This is a genomic window from Pedobacter sp., assembly GCF_045627485.1.
Classification (GTDB): Bacteria; Bacteroidota; Bacteroidia; order Sphingobacteriales; family Sphingobacteriaceae; genus Pedobacter.
Genome location: NZ_JAZQNU010000198.1, coordinates 1 through 20,958 on the forward strand (window position 1 = coordinate 1; position 20,958 = coordinate 20,958).

Consider the following 20,958-nt stretch of genomic DNA (forward strand, 5'->3'; position numbering starts at 1 on the left):
TTCATTATTTTATATATTCTAATTTAACAACGGTCAGTTCTTCTAAGGCAACTTTTGCATTTAAGTAATTGGCTTCAGTTTCAAGTTTTGTTTGAAAATTCTCATTAAAAGTCATAGAAGCACTGTTGTAGTCAAGGAAGGATGCCTCTCCCCTTTGGTATTTCACTTTAATGGCCTTCATGTTACTCTCGGCATCTAGATAGGCATTATTAACCGGAATAAGTGATTTTTGATACTGCATATACACGAAGTACCGGCTTTTAACCAATGCTTCCAGTTGCAGCAAGTATTCATCGGCATTCGCCTGAGCTAATTTAATCTGTTCTTTTGCTCTTTTGATGTTAGCAGGTTTAGCAAACAATATCCCAGGGTTGAAATTCACACCAAACTGGTAACCGGTCAACAAATCAGCTGTAGTTAAATTCACAGAATTTATATTCGCATCGTTTGAGCGGGTAACGTATTGAAAAGAAAAGGGATCCAACCAGGATATTTTTGCAGCGGAAAGGTCGCTTTTTGCGATGTTCACTTCACTGCCTAAAGATTTTACACGAGGGTAGTTGGCTTTTGCTGCTGCTACAAGTTTTTCTAAGTAAAGACTAGACACTTCACCCAGTATACTTTCTTGGGCGCCAGCTCTTTGAGCTGAAAGAACTATCGAGATTACACAAATAAAAATTAGAACAAGGGTAGACTTTTTATTCATAGACAAGGTTAGTAAAATCAAAGGTATAAGTTATAGTTAAATAATTTTTAAATATTATACCATACTATCAAATATACATACCTAAATGGTATTATTTGAATTAAACAAAACTTTGGCAACAATTATTAAGAAATTTAAAATAAAAAGTTGGTAATAATGTATATAACTTCAATCAAAAATTCATATTCACGAGCTAATGATCTTGAGTGCTAAAGGATTTGTAAATCAAAAATAATAATAAAAATGGCATTAAAGCCATGGTAAACTAGGTAAATCGATTCCTTAAAAAATATTATCTCATGTATAAACAAAAATTTATACGTAAAAGTTGTAACCTCCTACTATGTTAAGTATAATCAATAAAAATATTTCAGAAAAGTATAATAGTTAATCGTTAATTACTAGATTTTATTAATATTTTAGCGGCTTTAACGTGCTCCATCCATGACTAAATATCTAAGGGCTACAGTATATTTTTTACTAACCCTCTGTACATCTACTGTAACCGCCCAGTTCCCATATTTAGAAAGCTTTAAAAATGCAACTGCATCTGGTATTAATTTTGGAGGTGCACCATCTGCTTTTCTTACCGCTGGTGGAAGCGGTTATAACCCGACCAGCCTTGCTCACTCCGGCACTCCTATTGACGAAAATGGAAAAGGTTATCTCCGATTGACGAGCAACTCTAGAAATCAAAAAGGATATATTTATAGTAACACAGTTTTTCCTTTTACACAAGGTTTGACGGTTCAATTTGAATATTATATTTACGGAGGTACTGGCGCAGACGGCATTAGTTTCTTTTTATTTGACGCTACTGCCAATCCGTTCAATATTGGTGGTTTCGGAGGGTCGTTAGGATATGCTCAGATCACGACGACAGATCCAACATCACCAGGTGTAAGTAAAGGATACATGGCTGTTGGCTTAGATGAATTTGGTAATTTTTCGAACCCTTCTGAAGGCAGACAAGGTGGCCCGGGACAGATAGCAGGCTCTGTAACACTCCGCGGGAAAGGTGATGGCGCCGCTTTAACAGCAGGGAACTATTCGTTTTTAACCTCCACCAATACCAATACTTTGGGTTTTAATTTAGTCGGCGACCAGAACAACAGGCAGCCAGATTCCACTTCTAACGGCTATCGACGCGTTTTAATTGATCTGTCCCCGAATCCTAATGGCGGATATAACATTACGGTCAGAATTACCAGAGGTGGCCCTACTTTAGTTACGTCCACCGTGATTAACAACTTTTACTACCCGGAAATTGCACCTACAAATCTTAAGTACGGCCTGGCGTCATCTACTGGTGACCAAACCAATTTTCACGAAATCAGAAACGTTATTATTGATTCGAAGGTCCTCAATACCCTTGTGCCCCCAAATGCTGCAAATGATGCATTTACGATCTGCCAGGGAATTGTAGCTTCAGTAGATGTAGCGGCTAACGACAAAACAACAAATGCAGGCGGAAGTATAAACAAGGCATCTATTGACCTCAACCCAAGTGAAGTTGGCTTGCAAAATTCTTTTACAGTAACAAGTAAAGGTGTTTTTTCAATTGGAGAAGACAACAACATCTTGTTTACCCCTGCATCCAATTTTTCAGGAACTGTTACGGCGAGTTATAACATTAAAGATTCCTTTGGGATGACCTCCAACAATGCGACCGTTACATTGACGTACACGGCTGCGCCTGTGCAGCCTCTGGCTGGTACTGACCAACTCCTCAACATCAGCACTGCAACCACTAACTATACGCTACAAGGAAATAATCCCGGAACCGATGTAGGTACCTGGACACAAGTATCCGGCCCTACTACAGCTGTAATAGCTAACCCTGCTTTATATAACACTGCCGTTAACAGCCTGACCAATGGGGTTTATGTCTTCCGCTGGACCATCAAATCAAAGGGTGGTTGTGAATTAACTGATAATGTGCAATTAGTTGTAAATCATATTCCCGTTGCGGCAAACGATGCGCTAACTACAAATTATAATACCAGTGGAACAGTATTAGTCTTAAACAATGACACCGACGTTGATGGTAATAACACGATTGACAAAGCGACTATTGTTGTTAAAATACAATCTCAATCTGGTAAGATTTCCATTGACCCTTTAACAGGACTCGTTACCTATACGCCAAACCCTGGGTTTTCGGGTACCGATTATTTTACTTACACCGTAAAAGATAACTTCGGTGCAGAATCAAATGAAGCTACCGTTAACGTCACTGTTAATCCTCAGCCTGACCCGACCACTATCGGTTTAGCTAAAGGATTAACCGCTCGATCCAGGAACATTGACGGAAGTTACGACTTAACCTATACATTTAACCTGGTCAACTTCGGTAATGTGGAAACCATTTATAACATCAGCCTGATGGACGACCTGGAAGCGACCTTCAAAAAAAATGCAGTCGTCGTTAAACGGATAACCGCCACAGGAACCCTCCACGCAAACAATAGTTATAACGGTTATACGGTACAGAACATGTTACTGCCTTCAAGCACCTTACTCGCTGCGCGTAAAGAACAAGTGATATTGGAGATTAATGTTACGCTTAATAAAGGCGAAGGCGTTTTCAACAATACCGCAATAGCTGAGGGTTTGAATACCAAAGACGGAAGTCCAGTGAGTGACCAGTCTACCAATGGGCTGATACCTGATCCAAACACACCCAATGATGTTACTCCGGCTTCGCCCACACCTGTTACCTTAAATGAAGAAGATTTATTTATCCCTGGGGGTTTTTCGCCCAACAACGATGGAATTAACGACTATTTTGTAATAGAAAATGGATCCAGGTATCAGATCCACCTGGAGATTTTCAACCGCTGGGGAAATAGAATTTATCGTTCAGTTAATTATAAGAATGAATGGAATGGTAAAACAACCGAAGGAATTCGGGTAGGCGACGATGTCCCTACAGGCACCTATTATTATGTAATTAAGATAGATGGCGTCAACAAATACGTAGGCCATCTTACCGTTAGCCGATAGAATGAAAAAACTTATACCCATTTCCCTTTTGCTTGTTATGTTCATGCTGGCCAATAACCTGCAAGCCCAACAAGATGCCATGTACACACAATACATGTTTAATACACTGGCCATTAACCCCGCCTATGCAGGCAGCAGAAATGTAATCTCTGCAACAGCGCTATTTAGAAATCAATGGACAGGAATACCAGGCGCTCCAAAAACGGGAACCTTTACCATTGATGCACCAGTTTTTAATGATAAAATTGGAATAGGATTTCAATTTATATCTGACAAATTAGGCGTTACTCAAACCACCGGCGCGGTTTTCAGCGCCGCATACCGGATAAAAATGGACGAGGGAACTTTAAGCTTCGGCGTTCAGGGGAATGCGAGCCAGTATCGGGTTAACCTCACAGATGTTTCGCTAAGTCCCTCACAACCATACGACCCCGCTTTTGCTAACAACATCGATAAAATGCTTTTTAACTTTGGAACAGGTATGTATTACAACACCGATCGATTTTATATCGGATTAGCAGCGCAAGACCTGATGCCAAATGACCTGTCGGCCGAGCGCACCTCTGGCGCGAAATTAAGTGGCAAGCAAGCCTTACACCTTTTCTTTTCTGCAGGTTATGTATTTCCCGTTGCAGAAGACCTCAAGTTAAAACCCTCTTTTCTGGTTAAAGGCGTAAAAGGTGCTCCTATAGAAGCCGATTTAAATGCGACACTTTGGATTAAAGATGTCATTGGTATCGGTGCACAATATAGAACCAGTGCCGATATTGCCGGTCTGATCGAACTTCAGGCTACCCCTCAAATCAGGGTCGGATATAGTTATGACCGCAGTACCACCAGTTTACAAAACTTCAATTCCGGCAGCCATGAAATTATGCTGAGGTATGAATTTGGCTTTGAAAAGGATAAAATATTGTCACCAAGATATTTCTAATCAACATGAAATTACGCTTACGATTACTTAAAGTGCTTTTGCTTTCGCTAGCCATTATGTTCACACAATGGAGCTATGCGCAGGAAAAAAAGAACATAACTGCAGAAATGAAAAATGCGACTGCAGATTTTCAAGCATTGCGTTACATGGCTGCGATTGGCAATCTAAATAAGGTGTTAACTAAAGACAGCACTAATGTAGTTGCCCAAGACATGCTGGCCTATAGCCACAAGATGGTTAAGAACTATCCTGAAGCCTTAAAAGGATATGAAAAGCTTGTTAAGCAAAAAAGCGTTAAACCTGAATGGGCACTATATTATGCAGAATCACTTGCCAGTAACCAACAATATGAAAGCGCTGAGGGTTGGTACCGCAAGTACCTAACACTGGTTCCAGCCGATAAAAGGGCAGCTTTATTTGCACGTTCAAATGCCGGCACCTTCAATGAAAACCTGGGGAACTGGTCTATTAATTTTCTTAATATTAATACCCAAAGCTCAGAATATAGTCCGGCATTTTATCAGAATGGCCTACTGTTCAGCAGCAACAGAAAAACTGCGAAGCCTGTTAAACGCACTTTCCAATGGGATCAAAGTCCTTTTACCAACCTCTATTACGTTCCTAAATTAGGCGACCTGAAAGCTGTAAACCCGGATAGCCTGTTGATGCTGGCGAAAGCGCAGAAAGATCATCGCTACAAATTCAACGATGATGATACCGCACCTACCAGTAATGACACTAAAACACTGGGAACTTATCATTCGAGTATTGTCAGAGATACACTGGCGTCAATTATTCCCACTCCTATAAACCTTCAACTCCTGAAAGGCAACATTAATACCAAGTATCACGAGGCAGCGGCAGCCGTTTTTCCTGACGGGTCAATCATCTACACCAGGAATAACTTTGTCAACGGGCGTGTGCAGAAAAGTATTAAGGGAATTAACAAACTCAAACTTTATACGGCATCTGGAGACGGATTGAATAAGATAACTGAATTCCCCCACAACAGCAATGAGTATTCGACGGGCCATCCTACCCTAAACCAAAATGGCACAATCATGATCTTTGCGTCAGACCGCCCGGGTGGTTTAGGCGGAACGGATCTATACTATACGGTCCGGTCTGGAAATGGCAACTGGAATACACCCGTAAACATGGGTAAACGCATTAATACAGAAGGCGATGAGCTTTTTCCATACCTCGGCACCAATAACACATTATATTTTGCCTCCACAGGGCATGCAGGTTTAGGAGGCCTGGATATCTTCGAAGTAACATTAAAAGAAATGAGTCCCGTTGATCAACCAAAAAACATGGGTGCACCGATCAACTCGCCAAAAGACGATTTCAGTTTAATTAAATCGGCTGATGGGAAACAGGGCTATTTTAGTTCTAACCGACGCGGAAACGACGATATCTACCATTTTAAAAGGACAGTACAGCTAATCATATTGCAAGGTATAGTGACCGACGCGAGAACCAGAATCCCTTTGGCTAACAGCAGACTGGTGATGCGCCATGTAGCGGGTGCAGATACCTTAACAACAAATGCAAATGGTGAATTCAAAAGAGTGTTACCTAAAGACACAGATTACGAATTAACGGCACATAAATCTGGCTTTGTTAATAAGATTGCTTTCGTCACCTCACAAGGGATTACCCGGGATTCAATTATTAAGATGGACATTAAGCTTAATAAAGTTGAGACGCAGCAACAAACCGTTCTAAGCAATTGCGAAACTTTAAAAAAAACCTTTGCTGTTAACAACATTTACTACGACCTGGACCGGTCTGAAATCAGGTCTGACGCATTACCCACCTTAGAGGAGTTATTTCAACTGATGAAAAAACACCCAGAAATCAGGGTAATTACCTCAAGTCACTGCGATAGCCGGGCATCTGACGACTATAACAGAAAACTATCATTGAGAAGAGGACATGCTGCTAAAGCCTTTTTAGTTAAAAAAGGAATATCGGCGGATAGGATTCAGGTAGAATATTACGGTAAAACCAGGATTATTAACCGCTGCTATGATGATGTTCCATGTTCAGCGCAAGATCAGCAACTAAACCGCCGTACCGAATTCGATATAATCTTACACGGTGTAAATATCACCAGGCAGGATTGCGAAGAAGCATTTTAAACTTTCTCTTTCTGCACCAATGCTGGAAAAGTTTTCATGATGATTTTAATGTCTAACCAAAGTGAATAATTTTGTGCGTAGAAATTGTCTAATTTTTTACGCTCGCGTTCAGACATATCTTCTCTACCCCTACGGCTGACTTGCCATAACCCTGTCAAGCCTGCTGGACCGAGAAAACGCATACTCCATTCGTTTGAGGTGAGTTGTTCGGCTTCATACAAAGGCAATGGGCGGTTGCCTACTAGCGACATATCCCCTTTAAAGACATTAAACAACTGTGGTAGTTCGTCAATGCTGTATTTCCTGATGAAACTTCCAAACTTGGTTACACGGGGATCATTCTTTAATTTCATAAATGTCGATTTTCCCGCCTCAGTCTTATCATACTGATTGAGTTCGCTTAACCCCGCTAACTCGTTGCTAGCATTGTTTCGCATGGACCGAAATTTATAAAAGTCGAAAATATGGTATCCGGTACCTACCCTTTTACTTTTGAATATAACCGGCCCTTTGGATTCTAATGCAATAACTGCCGCTACGATAAGTAAAATCGGACTAATCAGAAGTAATGCACAACCAGAAGCGACTATATCAAAGGCTCTTTTATAAAATGGAATCTTATACCGCACGTCAATTTTAGACAGGTCAGACAACTGGGGTTTAATCAACTTAAATTTAACTAAAAAGCCGATGCGTTCACAAAGGTCATCAACAGGAATTGGTGATGAATATAAATCGTTAACCTTATGTTGCATAGCTAACTTCCTGAGACCTTCATGTCTTTCCAATGACAACAGGATAATTACAAGCCCCTTCAACAAGGGATCTTTTTTTAACTTTCCAATTAAGTCAAAGGTTTTATCTTTATTCTCTACCTCAATTACAATAACATCCGGGAGATTGAACAAGGATTGCTCCTTTAAATACTGGGCACACTGTTCGACAGATGCTTCAACATGAACGGCAAAGTTTTCCTGTAGCTTGGGCAAGGCTTCATTTGACAGAGAACTTCCTGAATAGAGAACGCGAATAGGCTGATTGGTCAATTTATTTGTGGATTTAGCGCGCAATAGATTCGAATTTAGTGAATACCTCTTTAAGTGCAGTTTTTAATTGTGTTGGGTTGAATGGTTTAGGAATACAGGCATCTACATTAAATCGCATCTCGGCTACGCGTTCTTCTAAATTGCTTGCTCCTGATAAGATGACTACAGGCGTGTCTCTATAAAATCCACTAATTTTTAGGTTGTGGATAAAAGAACTACCGTCAAAATATGGCATTTCGAGATCTGACAAAATGAGTTCCGGTGAATGACCTTCTTCAAGCCAGGTTAAGGCTTCTACACCACTGTTTTTAATAATCAGGTCATAATCTGCCGACAGCACGAAATTTAATAATTTAAGGATTGTTATCTCATCATCAACAATCAGTATCTGCTTTTTACCCATGGTAGTCCTTCGATGACACTATATATAAACGAACATACAAATTTTAACAAAAACATTTGTTATTCACCTTAAATTAACAAAAAAAACTTAAACTTAACTAAGAAAGGCCGCGAAAGTATTAACTATCGCGGCCTTTCAGAACTGTTAGTTCTAATTATTGTGCCCTACCCGATTTTTTATCCTGGCCGCGACCGATTATATAACCGGTACCAGCACCAACTACACCACCAATAACAGCACCTCTTCCTTTCTTTTTATCAATTAATGCACCACCAACTGCACCAGCAGCACCACCAATAACACCACCTTTAGCAGCTTGGCTCCATCCTTCTTTTTTTGCAGATGTAGTTGTAGTAGTTGACGATGAGCTTACATTGTTAGAGGTTCTAGCTGGAGCACTTGCTTCTCTTTGTCTAGATAGTAATAGTGTACGCTTTTCTTCTGCTATTTTAGCCTCCTTTTCTTGTAAAGCGATTCTTTCAGCTTCCTGCTGACGAACCACCTCTGCCTTTTTAAAGCTATCTAGTCTTAAACTATCATTCACTTGTTTAATAGCTAAATCTTTTGCAGCTTTTAAAGCAGCCTCATCTTTAGCTTTATTGCTACATGATGCTAATAAAATGGCTAGGGCAAATATTGAGAATATTTTTTTCATAATTTCGAATTCTATGTGTTTCATACAATACTAAGAAAAAATGATGCCAAAATATTGAATTACCTTATTTATCTCGTAATGGTGATTCGCCAACGTTAGGTTTACCTGTGGTTTCAGCGCTTTCTCCCTCTCGATTACCCGATATCATGTCGTTATCGTTATTGTACTTCCTGTAGCCCGTATCCGAGGAATGATCGGCATCCAAACCCGGATTATCGAGGTCCTCAACTGGTCTTTCTTTAGATTTTTTATTTTCCTCTTGCATAATCGTATCATTTAATTCATTATTCTAACAAAAAACAACGCATTAAAGTTTATTTGAAAAGACAATTTTAAATATTGCAAGCAACACATTACATTACATCGTGCATAGGCAGCTAATAAGTATTTCTTCTACTAATTATTGATGTGGCAAAATAAATAAAAGTACCTATGGCATAACAGACTACATCGTACTTATCCGGGGTTAATTTGGAGTTAAATTTCGGTAAAATTAACTCCGACAAAATAGAAATCAGCACAAAATAACCAAACATAAGGTAAACACTTAACTGATATGATTTTTTATCAAAAACAATGCTTCGCTCTAAAGTTATCAAATATAAAAGTATTGGCATCAACAAGATTGGATCAAGGTAGCTATCTATAAATGGCACCATTATGCCTATAACCCGCTCAACAACCTGGTGAATCAGAAACAAACCAGTACATAACCAAAAAAGAATATCTAAGGTACTTTTACTGATCATAACGCTATTAAAAACACCAATAATAAAATAACCAATAATATAGGTGATAGCATTAAAAGCAAGAGTAGAACTGGCAACTTAAGTAAAAATAATACTACTTGTAGCAACTTAGGCTGTTCCTTTGAAGGAAGCATCCAATCTTCTACCTGTTTGTACAGCCGCACAACAGTTCTTTTTACCCATTCCAAAGTTGATTTCTCTTTCTCTTGATCCTCCATATTGCACAACAAATTTAACTAGGCGCAAAAATAGCAATATCGCTTGTTGTTCCTGCTTGTATTCATGATTTAGGCTTCGTTTGCTCCAATACACACTAACATGGAATGAAATTTTCTATTTCAGTCTTCATTTAGATATTGAACTCTTTGTAAAAAATTTAATACGTCACTACCAGACTTTTTGGATATTAATATTCTATTGTTTACTTTCACAGCGAATTATATAATAAAAATATGCGTAAAACAGGAAAAGTTAAATGGTTTAATTCTTCAAAAGGGTTTGGATTTATTACTCCGGAAGAAGGAGGTAAAGATATATTCGTACATTTCTCGGCAATAGCAGGAGACTCATTCAAAGAATTAAATGAGGGTGACGAAGTTGAATTTGAACTAAACGAAGGTAAAAAAGGACCTGAAGCGTCAAACGTAAGAGTTCTTTAATCAACTTATTAAAAAATTAGAAGGGGTTTGCTTATCGCATCACCCCTTTTTTTATGCCTGCACATGAGCACATTAAATAATAAACTATGCATAAGTATTATCGGTTGTGGCTGGTATGGAATGGCTCTAGCCAAACAACTACTGGCAAACGATTTTGCAGTTAAAGGTTCAACTACCACACCGGAAAAACTCAATTATTTAGCCGATGCAGGCATTCAACCCTATCTGTTAGATTTTGGTTTGGGAAAATCAGTTGATCCAAAAGACTTCTTCATGTCCAACATACTGATTGTCTGCATCCCTCCTAAAAGAATCTCTGTTGATCTTGATCAATACAAAGATAAAATTACTGCTATTGCAACGTTGGCTACAACGTACAAAATCGAGCATGTGCTCTTTATAAGTTCTACATCTGTCTATGGCGACATGAATAGCATTGTTGACGAATCCACTATCCCTAACCCTCAAACACCATCTGGACTGCAGGTCTTAAACGCTGAGCAAATATTACAACAAAGTTCCCTCTTCACCACCACTATATTGCGATTTAGTGGATTGGTTGGTCCGGGAAGGCATCCAGGACGTTTTTTTGCTGGCAGAAAAGATATTCCCAATGGCAAGGCACCTGTTAACCTTATCCATCTTGATGACTGTATTGGCCTTACCCTCGAAATAATACGACGTAAGGCTTTTGGTTATATATATAATGCCTCTAGCCCAGATCACCTTCAAAAACAAACATTATATCAGCTAGCCATTCAATCAGCCGGATTAGCCGAGGCCACGTTCATAGATGAATTACAAGAATGGAAAATAATTTCCAGCATACAAGTACCTAAGCAGCTTAACTATACCTTTAAAATGGCAAACTGGACCCAGTGGCTTAAAAATTTATAAATATTATTTGATAACTTGTACCTCTTTTTAGGATAACCACACTATGAAACTAACTATTTGGGGAGCTGCACAGCAGGTTACTGGAAGTATGCATCTTTTACAAACAGATAACTATAACATTCTTATTGATTGCGGACTTGATTATGAAAAGGGAACATACCAGGAAGATAATGAATACTTTCCCTTTGATCCATCTCTCATAGATGTAGTTATTTTAACCCATGCCCATATCGACCATTCAGGCAACCTGCCTACCTTGGTCCGCCTAGGATTTAAAGGACAAATACTATGCACCCCCCCTACAGCCGACCTAACCGAGATATTGCTCATGGACTCGGTCAATGTTTTTTTAAGCAAGCTGCAGCAAACCCGAAGAGGTAAAGGACGAAAGCATCATTCTGGTCCACAACCATTATATCTCCATAACCATGTTGCAGAAACTGCTAGCCGTTTTATTACCATAGGTTTTCATCGCAAATTTAACATCACTGACGACATCGCGTTAACGTTTATTCCAGTGGGTCATTTATTAGGAGCTGCAGCCGTAGTGCTGGAGATAAATGACGAGGGTACCCAGAAGAAAATTGCGTTTACCGGCGACATAGGTAGAAAAAACTATCCCGTATTAGTAGATCCAGAACCATTGCCAGCAGTAGATTACCTGGTTACAGAATCTACTTATGGTGGTCGGTTACACAGCACAGGAATCTCTATTGAAGAGAAAATGGTCGAAGTTATTTATGAGTCCTGCGTAAAATTTCCGGGACGCTTAATCATACCTGCATTTAGCATTGGAAGAACACAATCTCTGGTTTATACCCTCAACAAAATCTTTAGCAGTGGTCGACTACCAAAAATAAAAATTTTTGTAGATAGCCCGTTGGCTTCAATGGCAACGGAAGTTTACCGAAAACACCACCAAATGGTCAATGAAGAAGCCAGGACATTCTACCTTAATCAGGGAGATGAGTTTGAGTTTGACGGATTATCGTATGTGCAAGAAAAAAAAGAAAGCACTTCTATTTCTAATTACCATGAACCATGCATTATCATTTCTTCGGCAGGCATGCTCGAAGGTGGACGGATACAAGATCACTTATACCATAACATTCAGAATTATTATTGCACCATCCTGTTCATAGGGTATTGTGCTAAAGGAACTTTAGGCAACAGGCTATTGAGGGGCGATCCTATTGTGCGCTTACGCAATAGAGACCTAATGGTGTATGCATCTATTAAACAAACGGATTTGTTAAGTGGGCACGGTGACCATAATGATATTATGGAAATTGTGAAATCACAACACCCACAACAGTTGAAAAAGGTGTTTCTCGTTCATGGTGAAGAGCAGAGCATGAATCACTTACGTGATAGTATTTTTCAAGAAGGTTTTGATGTGTTGATTCCAAATAAAGGCGAAGTCTTTAATATTTAGAATTTTAACTTTACCGTGTATATTATAATGTACAGGCTACACAATACACATGCACTAACATTGTTTTTATCTAAAATTTTATGTGAGAAGTCAATAATTTTTTATCGTTTCCAAAATATTAGTTTGTACTACAGTTTTTGGCAGGGTTATTATATATAACCAAGCAATCAGTTGATACTGTTACACTTACTAATTATTAAAAAAATGAAATCAACACTTACAAAAACAGCAATGATATTATCCTTAGTAGGATTATCAGGTGCTCTATTCGCGCAGGAGGTTCTGCTAATTGAGAGCACAACTACTACCCGTTTTGATAAAAAAGAATTCCGTACTTGGTCTATCGGTTTAAACGGTGGGATGTTAACACATTACACACCTTTTAATTCAGAAAACAATGGGGATTTTAAAACCCCGCATGAAGAATGGGGATACGGTGGTTACATTAAAAAACAAATTTATCCCGGTTTTGGCATTCAAGCTGATTTCTTGGCGGGTAAAATTAGAGGAACTAGACCCAACGGATTAGGACCGGGTGCTACTGCAGCTCAACAAAACTCTGGTTTCAAAACTACCATTGACTGGTCAGCAGCTTTAAAACTAAACTTTACCCTAGCTAACTTAAGTTTAAACAGGAAACAAAGCCTATTATCACCTTATATAACAGCTGGCGCTGGTTACATGTCATCTAGTGCAAACACAGATTCGCCTTTAGGCATGAGCACTCCTTATACAGAAAATTGGTTTGTTCCTATTGGTGCTGGTTTTAAAATTGGTTTGTCTAAAGGAGTTAATCTTGATTTAGGTTACGATGTAAACTTTATGAGAACTAACAATTTTGATGGTACAACAGGTAGTTCTAATGATAGGTTCTCTTATGCTCATGCAGGTCTTGAAATTGCTCTGGGTAGAAAAGGAACTCCACAATTACAAAACACTAGCCCTATAGCGTCTCTTCGTGAAGACGCCGCTTTAGAAAGTGCTGAGTTAAGAAAAGCATTAACCCTGGCTCAAGCAAACACCCTAAGCAGAGATATTTATGCGCTGGAGATGGGTGACGACGATGGTGATGGTGTAGCTAACAAATTTGACAAATGTCCTGGAACTCCTGCAGGTACAGTGGTTGACGGTGCAGGATGTCCTTTCGTAGCGGTTGTAACTGAAAAAGTTATCATTACTGAGGCAGACCGTAAAGTTGTTGATGATGCGATTAAAAACTTAGAGTTTGATTTGAATAAAGCTACCATCAGACCTAGTTCTTACCCAACATTAGATAGGGTTGCTGATTTACTAAAAGAGAAAAACTTCAGCTTAAAATTATCTGGATATACAGACAACACAGGTCCATTAGCCTTAAACATGCGCTTATCTAAAGAAAGAGCAGAAGCAGTTAAAGCCTACTTAGTGGCTCATGGTGCCAATGCATCAAGAATCGAAGCCGTGGGTTATGGTCCTGAGAACCCTATTGCATCTAACAAAACTGCAGCAGGTCGTCAGAAAAACAGAAGAGTTGAATTCACCTTATATTAATTCCAAATTATCACCTAACTTAAAAAGGCTACTTTCTTCTGGAAAGTAGCCTTTTTAAGTTATATAATTACACCACTTTCCAAACAGTATCCAGAAACCAGTTCTTTTGATCAGTAAAATGCTGTATTGGTAAATAGCCAGTCTTTAGGGCCATTTCTTCTGTTTCAGCCATGGAATATTTCTGGGAAATTTCCATAGCAATATATTCGTCCGTCTTAAAGATAAACTCTTGCTCTCCTATATGTACAACTTGATCTTTTAAACTAATCAGGTAGCTGCGACAAGCCCCTGTGCCTGGATCATAACTTGGATAATGCTCAAATTGGTCTACTACAAAATCGCCGCCTAGTTCACGGTTAATTCGATGAAATAGGTTTAAGTTAAATGCTTCGGTTAGGCCTTCCTTGTCATTATAGGCAGCCCTGATCACCCTGGGGTGTTTCCTTAAATCAAATCCTATTAACACCAGATCACCTGGGTTGAGGTAACGTCTTAAGTTTACACAAAAAGCAGCGGCTGTTTCCACTTCAAAATTACCGATGTTACCTCCCATGAATAAAATCACCTTTTTCTTATCCGAAAGTTGATTGGCCAGGTCCAGCATATCAAAGTAATCGCCACACAATCCTTTAATCCGCAAACCCGGTATCTTTCCAGGCAGTTCCTTTTCCAGCTGATCAATCATGCTGCCTGATATATCAATAGGCCTATAAGTGAAATTAACATTAGTATCTACCAGCTCTTTTAATAAATAGCTCGATTTAGTAGCATCTCCTGCGCCCAGTTCGATTAAATCGAAATCATCAAAACCGTCTTTTATAACAGTAGCTAATTCAGATGTTTTATGTTTAAAAATCTCAAGTTCACAATCTGTCGGATAATATTCTTCACAATTCATAATCTGCTGGAATAACCTGCTTCCAGCTTCGTCATAAAAGTATTTAGAGTTTAACCGCTTCGGTTGTCCGGAGAGATCTTTTATTACATCATTTAAAAATTGTTCCATATAATTATTTTGCTAGTCTGATGCCACTAAACATCCAGCGTAGATGAGGGTGAAAAAAATTACGGTATGTACACCTCGAATGTTGAGGTGCTGTGGCTACCGACCCTCCACGTAATACTTTTTGGTTCACCATAAACTTACCATTATACTCGCCTATTGCTCCGGGTACTTTAGCGAAGCCCGGGTAAGGGAGATATGCGCTTTCTGTCCACTCCCAAAGCTTGCCCCATTCAAGCATTCTGGAGGCCGCTTCCCACTCAAATTCTGTAGGCAAGCGCGCACCTTTCCACTGCGCAAATGCTGCAGCCTCGTAAAAACTAATATGACAAACCGGTGCTTCCAATCGCAAAGCCTTAAGGCCCGAAAGGGTATATTGATACCATTTTCCATCAATATTGTGCCAATACAAAGGGGCTTTCACCTGATTAGTTTTAACCCAATCCCATCCTTCAGAATGCCAGAAGTTAAAGTCACGGTAGCCACCCTGATCAACAAATTCCAGGTACTCCCCATTGGTAACCAGGCTAGAGCGAATTTGTGAGGCAGGCAGGTATACCTTATGTTTCCCACGTTCATTATCGAAGTGAAAATCATCCCCTGCATAACCTACTTCATATAAACCTTCTTTTAAATCAATCCATTCCTCGGCTCCCGAATGTGCTAAAAGATGATCATCAATTCCACTCTCGCGATAGGCCGGAAACAAAGGATTATGTCCCAGGATATATTTGATATCGTACCAAAGTAACTCCTGATGCTGTTGTTCGTGGTTTAATCCTAATGTAATTACTTCAGCCAACCCGACATCAGGTTCCACGTTTCGCAGAAAAGTTTCCATTGCCTGGTCCACATACTCGCGGTAGCGGTAAACCTCATCAACCGTTGGGCGACTTAAATTACCGCGGTCAGTTCTGATCACCCTGGCTCCTAATGTCTCATAATAACTATTAAAAACATAGTTAAAATCAGCATTGTATTCCTGGTAATTTTGAGCATGAGGTTTCAGAATAAAGGTCTCAAAAAACCAGGTGGTATGACCAAGATGCCACTTAGGCGGACTAACATCCACTACAGGCTGTACTACGTAATCTTCCCTCTCCAGGTTTAAACAGATATCCACACTTTGTGCCCTGGTGGTTGCGTAAGTTTCCGAAAAATACATGTTAGTTATACTTTATATAAGTGGTTAAATCGGTAATGCTCTTGATGCGCAAACTTTGTGCCTGTTCCCGGCGCATCATCAATGCATAACTATTATTAAATCCGATAGGTTCCAGCCATTTTAGCTGGTACTTATTATTAAATTCTTTCTTTACATAATCATATACCAACATGGCATCAGAGTCGATTGTTTGAACCTGTCGTAGGTTTGCCTTAAGGATTACCAATAAACCAGTGCCTGTGTATTCAGGATACATATCAATCTGGTTATTCAATAAAGCATCAAAACAGATCTTGGTTCCCCCAAGGCCCGTTCTTGTTTCCACCCTTAAATCAGTGTGCCCCTCAATCAACAACTTGTAAAGTTGTGCCAAAATGTACTGCTCACCAAATATTTTAGAACCAACTCGCACTGTTCCCTTACTTCTCTTCCCTGGTGATTTTAGCAACTTCACTTGCTTTAAATACGCAGAAGCTACCTGTTCAGGGGTGTGTTTCAGTTTATCCACCTGGTAATTCATATTAGTCATCGCCGCATCATCAATTAAACCCGCAAGTTTGTTTAATACACCTTCCAGTTCAGCGTATCGTTTTAGAATATCATTTCGTACCACAGGAGCTGCATCATAAGGTGGAAAAATATGTTTGTCGTCAACAAGGGTAATTAAGTCATAAGCCTTTAAGCGGCCATCGGTACTGTATCCGTCAATTACATCTAGTTTTCCTTCATTAGCAGCTTTATATTTCATGGCATCATTAATCACCAATGTTTCCATATTTAAACCATACACCTTTCTTAAACCCAGATAGCCATCATCCCTACCCATAAATTCGGGCGTAAAACCCGCCAGCATACGCCCATTAATGTTGCTGGGCAATAAGTAGAATGACGGCAACAACAACAGAAATATTGGTACAAGTAAATAGAGGTTTATTTTTTTGATACTTATTTTTTGTGCCGCAGCCAATGAAAAATCGAGTATCACGGCAAGCATAGCTGCCGGAATAGCACCAGCAAGAATCATGTTTGAATTATTCAGTGCAATTCCACCAAAAATAAACTCGCCAAGCCCGCCCGCTGCAATATATGCAGCAAGGGTAGCTACGCCTACATTAATCACCGTCGCCGTTCTGATGCCTGCCATGATGACCGGAAAAGCCAATGGCAATTCGACTTTCATCAATATTTGGTAAGCACTCATGCCCATACCTTTTGCAGCATCCTTTACCACAGGATCTACCTCGGTAATGCCGGTATAAGTATTTCGCAAAATCGGCAGCAAAGCATATAAGAAAAGGGCCACAATAGCGGGTTTTGGACCAATACCCAGGAATGGAATCATGACACCCAAAAGGGCAATACTGGGGATCGTTTGCAATACACCGGCTACACCAAGTACAGGACCGGCAAATTTTTGTTTATTGGCAATCCACACCCCGATAGGGACAGCAATCAAAATGGCAAAGATTAATGAAATAAGGGTAAGCCCTAAATGTGTCCAGGTTTGACTCAGCAACTGATCACGCTGTTGCGTAATGAAACTCCAGAAAGTTTGTGTCTCCTCCATTTACGGTTTAATTGTGCTACGCAATAGTGCCTTCAAATCTACCTCGTCCATCCCATTCATCGCCTCCCAGGCTGATTGTTCACCCAATTTAAAAAATTTTAGTGCAAGTAACAAACGTTGCTCCTTTAAGAATTGAGCTACGAACTCATTTGCCGGATGTTGCAGTAAGCTAGCTGGTTCACCCAGCTGCATCACTTCCCCTTTATTCATTAGGCAAATTACATCTCCCATCTCAAAAGCTTCCTGTATGTCATGGGTCACCATGACTATGGTTTTATTTCTGAGCTCGTCCAGTTCTCTGAATTCTTTTCTAATGGCTAAGCGCGTCAGGTTGTCTAGTGCACCAAACGGTTCATCCATTAACAATACCGGTGGATTGACCATCAGGGCACGAACTAAACCAACACGTTGCTGTTGTCCCCCGCTAAGGGCAGCAGGGTATTTGTTGATTAAAGATTGATCCAGGTTCAGTTTGCTAAACAACTCCTCAATGCGACTTTTAATTTTATGCGATTCCCATTTCAGCAGTTTTGGAACAATGGCTGCGTTTTCTGCTACTGTATAATGCGGAAATAAACCATGGTGTTGCAATACATAACCAATACCTCTTCGCAGTTCCTCGGCAGGATGGTCGTTAATATTGATGCCATTGATGGTAATCGTGCCACTTTCGGGAGTAACCAGTCGGTTAATCAGGCGCAACGTGGTTGTTTTTCCACATCCGCTTGGACCAAGCAAAACCATGTTCTTTCCGGTGGCCACTTCAAAACTCACCTGGTTTACGGCTGCAGCAGCACCATATTTTTTAACTAATTTTACTGCTTTAATCATCTAAGGCCATAAATAGGTTATTCAAAGATTCTGCATAAAGTGGATGTGCAAATATGGTGTACCGGATCTGTTCGTAGGTGATGCCTCCCATCATAGCCATTTGAAGAATGGACATGACTTCACCACCTTCTGCTCCGATAATGGTAGCCCCTAAAATCTGTTTTGTTTTTTTATCAACTACCGCTTTCATAAAACCATTTGTCTCAGAGGTTTCTATGGCCCTGGCAATATGTTTCATAGGAATTTTTGCCACCAGATAGTCAAGCCCCTGCTCTTGTGCTTCGGCTTCAGTAATGCCAATCCTGCCTAATTGAGGATCAGTAAACATGCAATAAGGCACCATTCTATTTTTGATGCTTTGTTTTCCGCCCTGTAAAAGGTTATCTGTAACCACCACATAATCGTTATACGAAATGTGTGTAAACTGTGGCCCGCCTTTAACATCACCAAGGGCATACACGTCTTTAGCGGCCGTTTCTAAGCGGTCATTAACTTCTATAAACCCTTTTTTATCACAAATAACACCCGTATTCTGGAGGCCAAGGTTATCCGTTTGAGGTTTTCTGCCCGAGGCAATCAGCACATGACTGCAAGTGATATTTTTTGTACCTTCTGGCGATTCAACACTTACACGAATACGGTCTTCCCCATAATTTTCAAACTTGACTGCTTTAGTATTTAGCAATACGTCTATGCCGTCATCCTTAAAAATACCGCTCATCACCTCACACACGTCCAAATCTTCCTTAGGCATCAAGCGGTCGCCCTGCTCCAATAAGGTAACCTGGCTGCCGAAACGCTGGAACATCTGGCCAAACTCCAGGCCGATATAGCCGCCGCCAACAATTAATAATTTTTTGGGTAGTGTTGTTAATTGAAGAATACTGGAGGACGTGAGATAATCTACATCTTTTAGTCCTTCAATTTTGGGTACTTTAGTGGTACCTCCGGTATTGATAAAAATATGTGCGGCACGAAGCTGGCGGGTTTTGCCATTTTCCCCGTATACGGTTACTTCATGGTCGGACGTAAATTCCGCTCTTCCGACTATTAATTCTAAGTTATCGGTTTCTTGGATGCCTTTTTCCGCACCATTTCTAAACTGCTCAACTATTGCTTGTTTTCTGGCCATAATTGCTGGAAAATCAACAACGTATGATGGGATGTTGATACCCAAATCATCACTGCGGCCAGCCAGGTAAGCCATCCGGGCGGAGGCAACCATGGCTTTTGTAGGTGTGCACCCATCGTTAATGCAGGTACCGCCTACCACTCTTTTTTCAATTAATGCCGTTTTCCGACCGGCTTCTGCTAATTTCTTGGACAAGGGAATTCCCGCCTGTCCAGCACCTATTACAATCGCATCGTACACTTCCATTTTTATATAACACTGAAAAGCGTAAAATGTGGTGTTTTCCTTTAAAAATTATTAACGGACACGATCAAGGGCTCGCCGTTCGTGTTTAGTGGTTGCTTTATAGCGGCTGGGTGACATTCCTGTTACGGATTTAAATTGCGTTGACAAATGAGCACTACTGCTATAACCCATTTTAAAGGCAATCTCATTCAGGTTCAATTCACCGTATTCCAATAGCTCTTTCACCTTCTCCACCTTTTGCTGGATCACATATTTTTCAACTGTTAGGCCTTCTACCTCTGAAAATAAACGGCTCAGGTAGGCGTATTCCTTATTCAGGTCTTTTGCCACCAACTGAACTAAACTCTCATTTAAGGCGTGCAGCGGTGAGTAATGAACACGTTCAATCACCTTTGTCTTCAGCAATTCCACCAGTTGGTTTTTTTGCTTGTCGATTAGTTCAAAACCCAAGGCCTGAAGCGCAACATCCAACTGCTGTAACGTTTCTGGATCTGGATTGGTTTGGAGCACTACCTTACCTAAGGCAATATCATCGACCTGGAGACCAAGCTTCTCAACTTCCTGCCTCACAATGAGTATACACCGGTCGCAAACCATATTTTTGATGTAGAGCTCCATGATTTTATCGTTGTTCTGCCTGGAAACCAGCTTCGTTTAGTGTCTTGATCACCTCTTCAGCAGAAACATCTCCTGCTACAGTTAAGGTTTTATCCGGACTATCGGTATTCACTTCCCAGGAGCTGATTTCTTTTTTGGCATTTAAAAAAGGAGTCACGGTAGCTACACAACCGCCACATTTGATATTCGTTTTAAATGTTAATGTTTCCATAATTTTAATAAGTTAAGT

The 20,958-nt window shown here is 40.0% G+C and carries 20 protein-coding genes; 7 read left to right on the top strand and 13 right to left on the bottom strand.

Annotated elements, in window-relative coordinates; translation table 11 throughout:
• Positions 1-4: 4 nt before the first annotated feature.
• Complete coding sequence (locus ACR2F3_RS15285; protein WP_432710852.1) at positions 5-706, bottom strand: TolC family protein; 702 nt, start codon at positions 704-706, stop codon at positions 5-7.
• A gap of 444 nt (positions 707-1,150) precedes the next feature.
• On the opposite strand from ACR2F3_RS15285, the gene ACR2F3_RS15290 reads away from it, so the two are divergent.
• From ACR2F3_RS15290 to ACR2F3_RS15300, 3 genes are read left to right on the top strand one after another with little or no spacing between them, the layout of a single operon-like run.
• Entirely contained in the window at positions 1,151-3,712 is a 2,562-nt protein-coding gene (locus ACR2F3_RS15290; RefSeq protein ID WP_432710853.1) for an Ig-like domain-containing protein, read from the top strand.
• Position 3,713: 1 nt separating this feature from the next.
• On the top strand, positions 3,714-4,646 hold the full coding sequence (locus ACR2F3_RS15295; protein ID WP_432710854.1) for a PorP/SprF family type IX secretion system membrane protein: 933 nt from the start codon (positions 3,714-3,716) through the stop codon (positions 4,644-4,646).
• 5 nt (positions 4,647-4,651) lie between these two features.
• Complete coding sequence (locus tag ACR2F3_RS15300) at positions 4,652-6,793, top strand: OmpA family protein (RefSeq protein ID WP_432710855.1); 2,142 nt, start codon at positions 4,652-4,654, stop codon at positions 6,791-6,793.
• Here the strand turns inward: ACR2F3_RS15300 and ACR2F3_RS15305 are convergent.
• The 5 genes from ACR2F3_RS15305 to ACR2F3_RS15325 form a co-directional block, all read right to left on the bottom strand.
• Positions 6,790-7,863, bottom strand: a complete 1,074-nt coding sequence (locus tag ACR2F3_RS15305) for a sugar transferase (protein ID WP_432710856.1) — start codon at positions 7,861-7,863, stop codon at positions 6,790-6,792. The two genes, ACR2F3_RS15300 and ACR2F3_RS15305, sit on opposite strands and share 4 nt — an antisense overlap.
• A complete protein-coding gene (locus ACR2F3_RS15310) occupies positions 7,853-8,242 on the bottom strand; it encodes a response regulator (protein WP_432710857.1) in 390 nt (129 codons plus the stop codon). Before ACR2F3_RS15310 ends, ACR2F3_RS15305 begins: the two co-directional genes overlap by 11 nt.
• A 154-nt stretch (positions 8,243-8,396) precedes the next feature.
• Complete coding sequence (locus ACR2F3_RS15315; RefSeq protein ID WP_432710858.1) at positions 8,397-8,897, bottom strand: YMGG-like glycine zipper-containing protein; 501 nt, start codon at positions 8,895-8,897, stop codon at positions 8,397-8,399.
• Between the two features lie 64 nt (positions 8,898-8,961).
• A complete protein-coding gene (locus tag ACR2F3_RS15320) occupies positions 8,962-9,162 on the bottom strand; it encodes a hypothetical protein (RefSeq protein WP_432710859.1) in 201 nt (66 codons plus the stop codon).
• Between the two features lie 480 nt (positions 9,163-9,642).
• Complete coding sequence (locus tag ACR2F3_RS15325; protein WP_432710860.1) at positions 9,643-9,864, bottom strand: hypothetical protein; 222 nt, start codon at positions 9,862-9,864, stop codon at positions 9,643-9,645.
• A gap of 234 nt (positions 9,865-10,098) precedes the next feature.
• Here ACR2F3_RS15325 and ACR2F3_RS15330 point away from each other — a divergent pair, with 234 nt between their 5' ends.
• The 4 genes from ACR2F3_RS15330 to ACR2F3_RS15345 all read left to right on the top strand — a co-directional run bounded on the left by ACR2F3_RS15330 (position 10,099) and on the right by ACR2F3_RS15345 (position 14,167).
• On the top strand, positions 10,099-10,305 hold the full coding sequence (locus ACR2F3_RS15330) for a cold-shock protein (RefSeq protein WP_432710861.1): 207 nt from the start codon (positions 10,099-10,101) through the stop codon (positions 10,303-10,305).
• A 63-nt stretch (positions 10,306-10,368) separates the two neighbouring features.
• Entirely contained in the window at positions 10,369-11,202 is an 834-nt protein-coding gene (locus ACR2F3_RS15335) for an SDR family oxidoreductase (RefSeq protein ID WP_432710862.1), read from the top strand.
• Positions 11,203-11,245: 43 nt separating this feature from the next.
• Complete coding sequence (locus ACR2F3_RS15340; protein ID WP_432710863.1) at positions 11,246-12,637, top strand: MBL fold metallo-hydrolase; 1,392 nt, start codon at positions 11,246-11,248, stop codon at positions 12,635-12,637.
• 204 nt (positions 12,638-12,841) lie between these two features.
• Positions 12,842-14,167, top strand: coding sequence for an OmpA family protein (locus ACR2F3_RS15345; RefSeq protein WP_432710864.1), 1,326 nt, complete (start codon positions 12,842-12,844; stop codon positions 14,165-14,167).
• A 67-nt stretch (positions 14,168-14,234) separates the two neighbouring features.
• Here ACR2F3_RS15345 and egtD read toward each other — a convergent pair whose 3' ends face one another.
• The 7 genes from egtD to ACR2F3_RS15380 are packed head-to-tail and all read right to left on the bottom strand — an operon-like array spanning position 14,235 to position 20,940.
• Complete coding sequence (gene egtD, locus ACR2F3_RS15350; protein ID WP_432710865.1) at positions 14,235-15,173, bottom strand: L-histidine N(alpha)-methyltransferase; 939 nt, start codon at positions 15,171-15,173, stop codon at positions 14,235-14,237.
• A 4-nt stretch (positions 15,174-15,177) separates the two neighbouring features.
• Positions 15,178-16,335: an ergothioneine biosynthesis protein EgtB gene (egtB, locus tag ACR2F3_RS15355; protein WP_432710866.1), complete on the bottom strand. Its 1,158-nt coding sequence runs from the start codon at positions 16,333-16,335 to the stop codon at positions 15,178-15,180.
• A gap of 1 nt (position 16,336) precedes the next feature.
• The gene (locus tag ACR2F3_RS15360; protein WP_432710867.1) at positions 16,337-17,902 is read right to left on the bottom strand and encodes an ABC transporter permease/substrate-binding protein; all 1,566 of its coding nucleotides are present in this window, start codon (positions 17,900-17,902) and stop codon (positions 16,337-16,339) included.
• Positions 17,903-18,733, bottom strand: coding sequence for an ATP-binding cassette domain-containing protein (locus tag ACR2F3_RS15365; RefSeq protein WP_432710868.1), 831 nt, complete (start codon positions 18,731-18,733; stop codon positions 17,903-17,905).
• A complete protein-coding gene (locus ACR2F3_RS15370; protein WP_432710869.1) occupies positions 18,726-20,111 on the bottom strand; it encodes a mercuric reductase in 1,386 nt (461 codons plus the stop codon). Before ACR2F3_RS15370 ends, ACR2F3_RS15365 begins: the two co-directional genes overlap by 8 nt.
• A 51-nt stretch (positions 20,112-20,162) precedes the next feature.
• Positions 20,163-20,729: a helix-turn-helix domain-containing protein gene (locus ACR2F3_RS15375; RefSeq protein WP_432710870.1), complete on the bottom strand. Its 567-nt coding sequence runs from the start codon at positions 20,727-20,729 to the stop codon at positions 20,163-20,165.
• A gap of 4 nt (positions 20,730-20,733) precedes the next feature.
• Positions 20,734-20,940, bottom strand: a complete 207-nt coding sequence (locus ACR2F3_RS15380) for a heavy-metal-associated domain-containing protein (RefSeq protein ID WP_432710871.1) — start codon at positions 20,938-20,940, stop codon at positions 20,734-20,736.
• Positions 20,941-20,958: the final 18 nt, after the last annotated feature.

Bases quoted from the DNA above. Each gene is read 5' to 3' on its own strand.
- ACR2F3_RS15285 (WP_432710852.1), bottom strand. From the start codon at position 706: ATGAATAAAAAGTCTACCCTTGTTCTAATTTTTATTTGTGTAATCTCG.
- ACR2F3_RS15290 (WP_432710853.1), top strand. From the start codon at position 1,151: ATGACTAAATATCTAAGGGCTACAGTATATTTTTTACTAACCCTCTGT.
- ACR2F3_RS15295 (WP_432710854.1), top strand. From the start codon at position 3,714: ATGAAAAAACTTATACCCATTTCCCTTTTGCTTGTTATGTTCATGCTG.
- ACR2F3_RS15300 (WP_432710855.1), top strand. From the start codon at position 4,652: ATGAAATTACGCTTACGATTACTTAAAGTGCTTTTGCTTTCGCTAGCC.
- ACR2F3_RS15310 (WP_432710857.1), bottom strand. From the start codon at position 8,242: ATGGGTAAAAAGCAGATACTGATTGTTGATGATGAGATAACAATCCTT.
- ACR2F3_RS15315 (WP_432710858.1), bottom strand. From the start codon at position 8,897: ATGAAAAAAATATTCTCAATATTTGCCCTAGCCATTTTATTAGCATCA.
- ACR2F3_RS15320 (WP_432710859.1), bottom strand. From the start codon at position 9,162: ATGCAAGAGGAAAATAAAAAATCTAAAGAAAGACCAGTTGAGGACCTC.
- ACR2F3_RS15325 (WP_432710860.1), bottom strand. From the start codon at position 9,864: ATGGAGGATCAAGAGAAAGAGAAATCAACTTTGGAATGGGTAAAAAGA.
- ACR2F3_RS15330 (WP_432710861.1), top strand. From the start codon at position 10,099: ATGCGTAAAACAGGAAAAGTTAAATGGTTTAATTCTTCAAAAGGGTTT.
- ACR2F3_RS15335 (WP_432710862.1), top strand. From the start codon at position 10,369: ATGAGCACATTAAATAATAAACTATGCATAAGTATTATCGGTTGTGGC.
- ACR2F3_RS15340 (WP_432710863.1), top strand. From the start codon at position 11,246: ATGAAACTAACTATTTGGGGAGCTGCACAGCAGGTTACTGGAAGTATG.
- ACR2F3_RS15345 (WP_432710864.1), top strand. From the start codon at position 12,842: ATGAAATCAACACTTACAAAAACAGCAATGATATTATCCTTAGTAGGA.
- egtD (WP_432710865.1), bottom strand. From the start codon at position 15,173: ATGGAACAATTTTTAAATGATGTAATAAAAGATCTCTCCGGACAACCG.
- egtB (WP_432710866.1), bottom strand. From the start codon at position 16,335: ATGTATTTTTCGGAAACTTACGCAACCACCAGGGCACAAAGTGTGGAT.
- ACR2F3_RS15360 (WP_432710867.1), bottom strand. From the start codon at position 17,902: ATGGAGGAGACACAAACTTTCTGGAGTTTCATTACGCAACAGCGTGAT.
- ACR2F3_RS15365 (WP_432710868.1), bottom strand. From the start codon at position 18,733: ATGATTAAAGCAGTAAAATTAGTTAAAAAATATGGTGCTGCTGCAGCC.
- ACR2F3_RS15370 (WP_432710869.1), bottom strand. From the start codon at position 20,111: ATGGAAGTGTACGATGCGATTGTAATAGGTGCTGGACAGGCGGGAATT.
- ACR2F3_RS15375 (WP_432710870.1), bottom strand. From the start codon at position 20,729: ATGGAGCTCTACATCAAAAATATGGTTTGCGACCGGTGTATACTCATT.
- ACR2F3_RS15380 (WP_432710871.1), bottom strand. From the start codon at position 20,940: ATGGAAACATTAACATTTAAAACGAATATCAAATGTGGCGGTTGTGTA.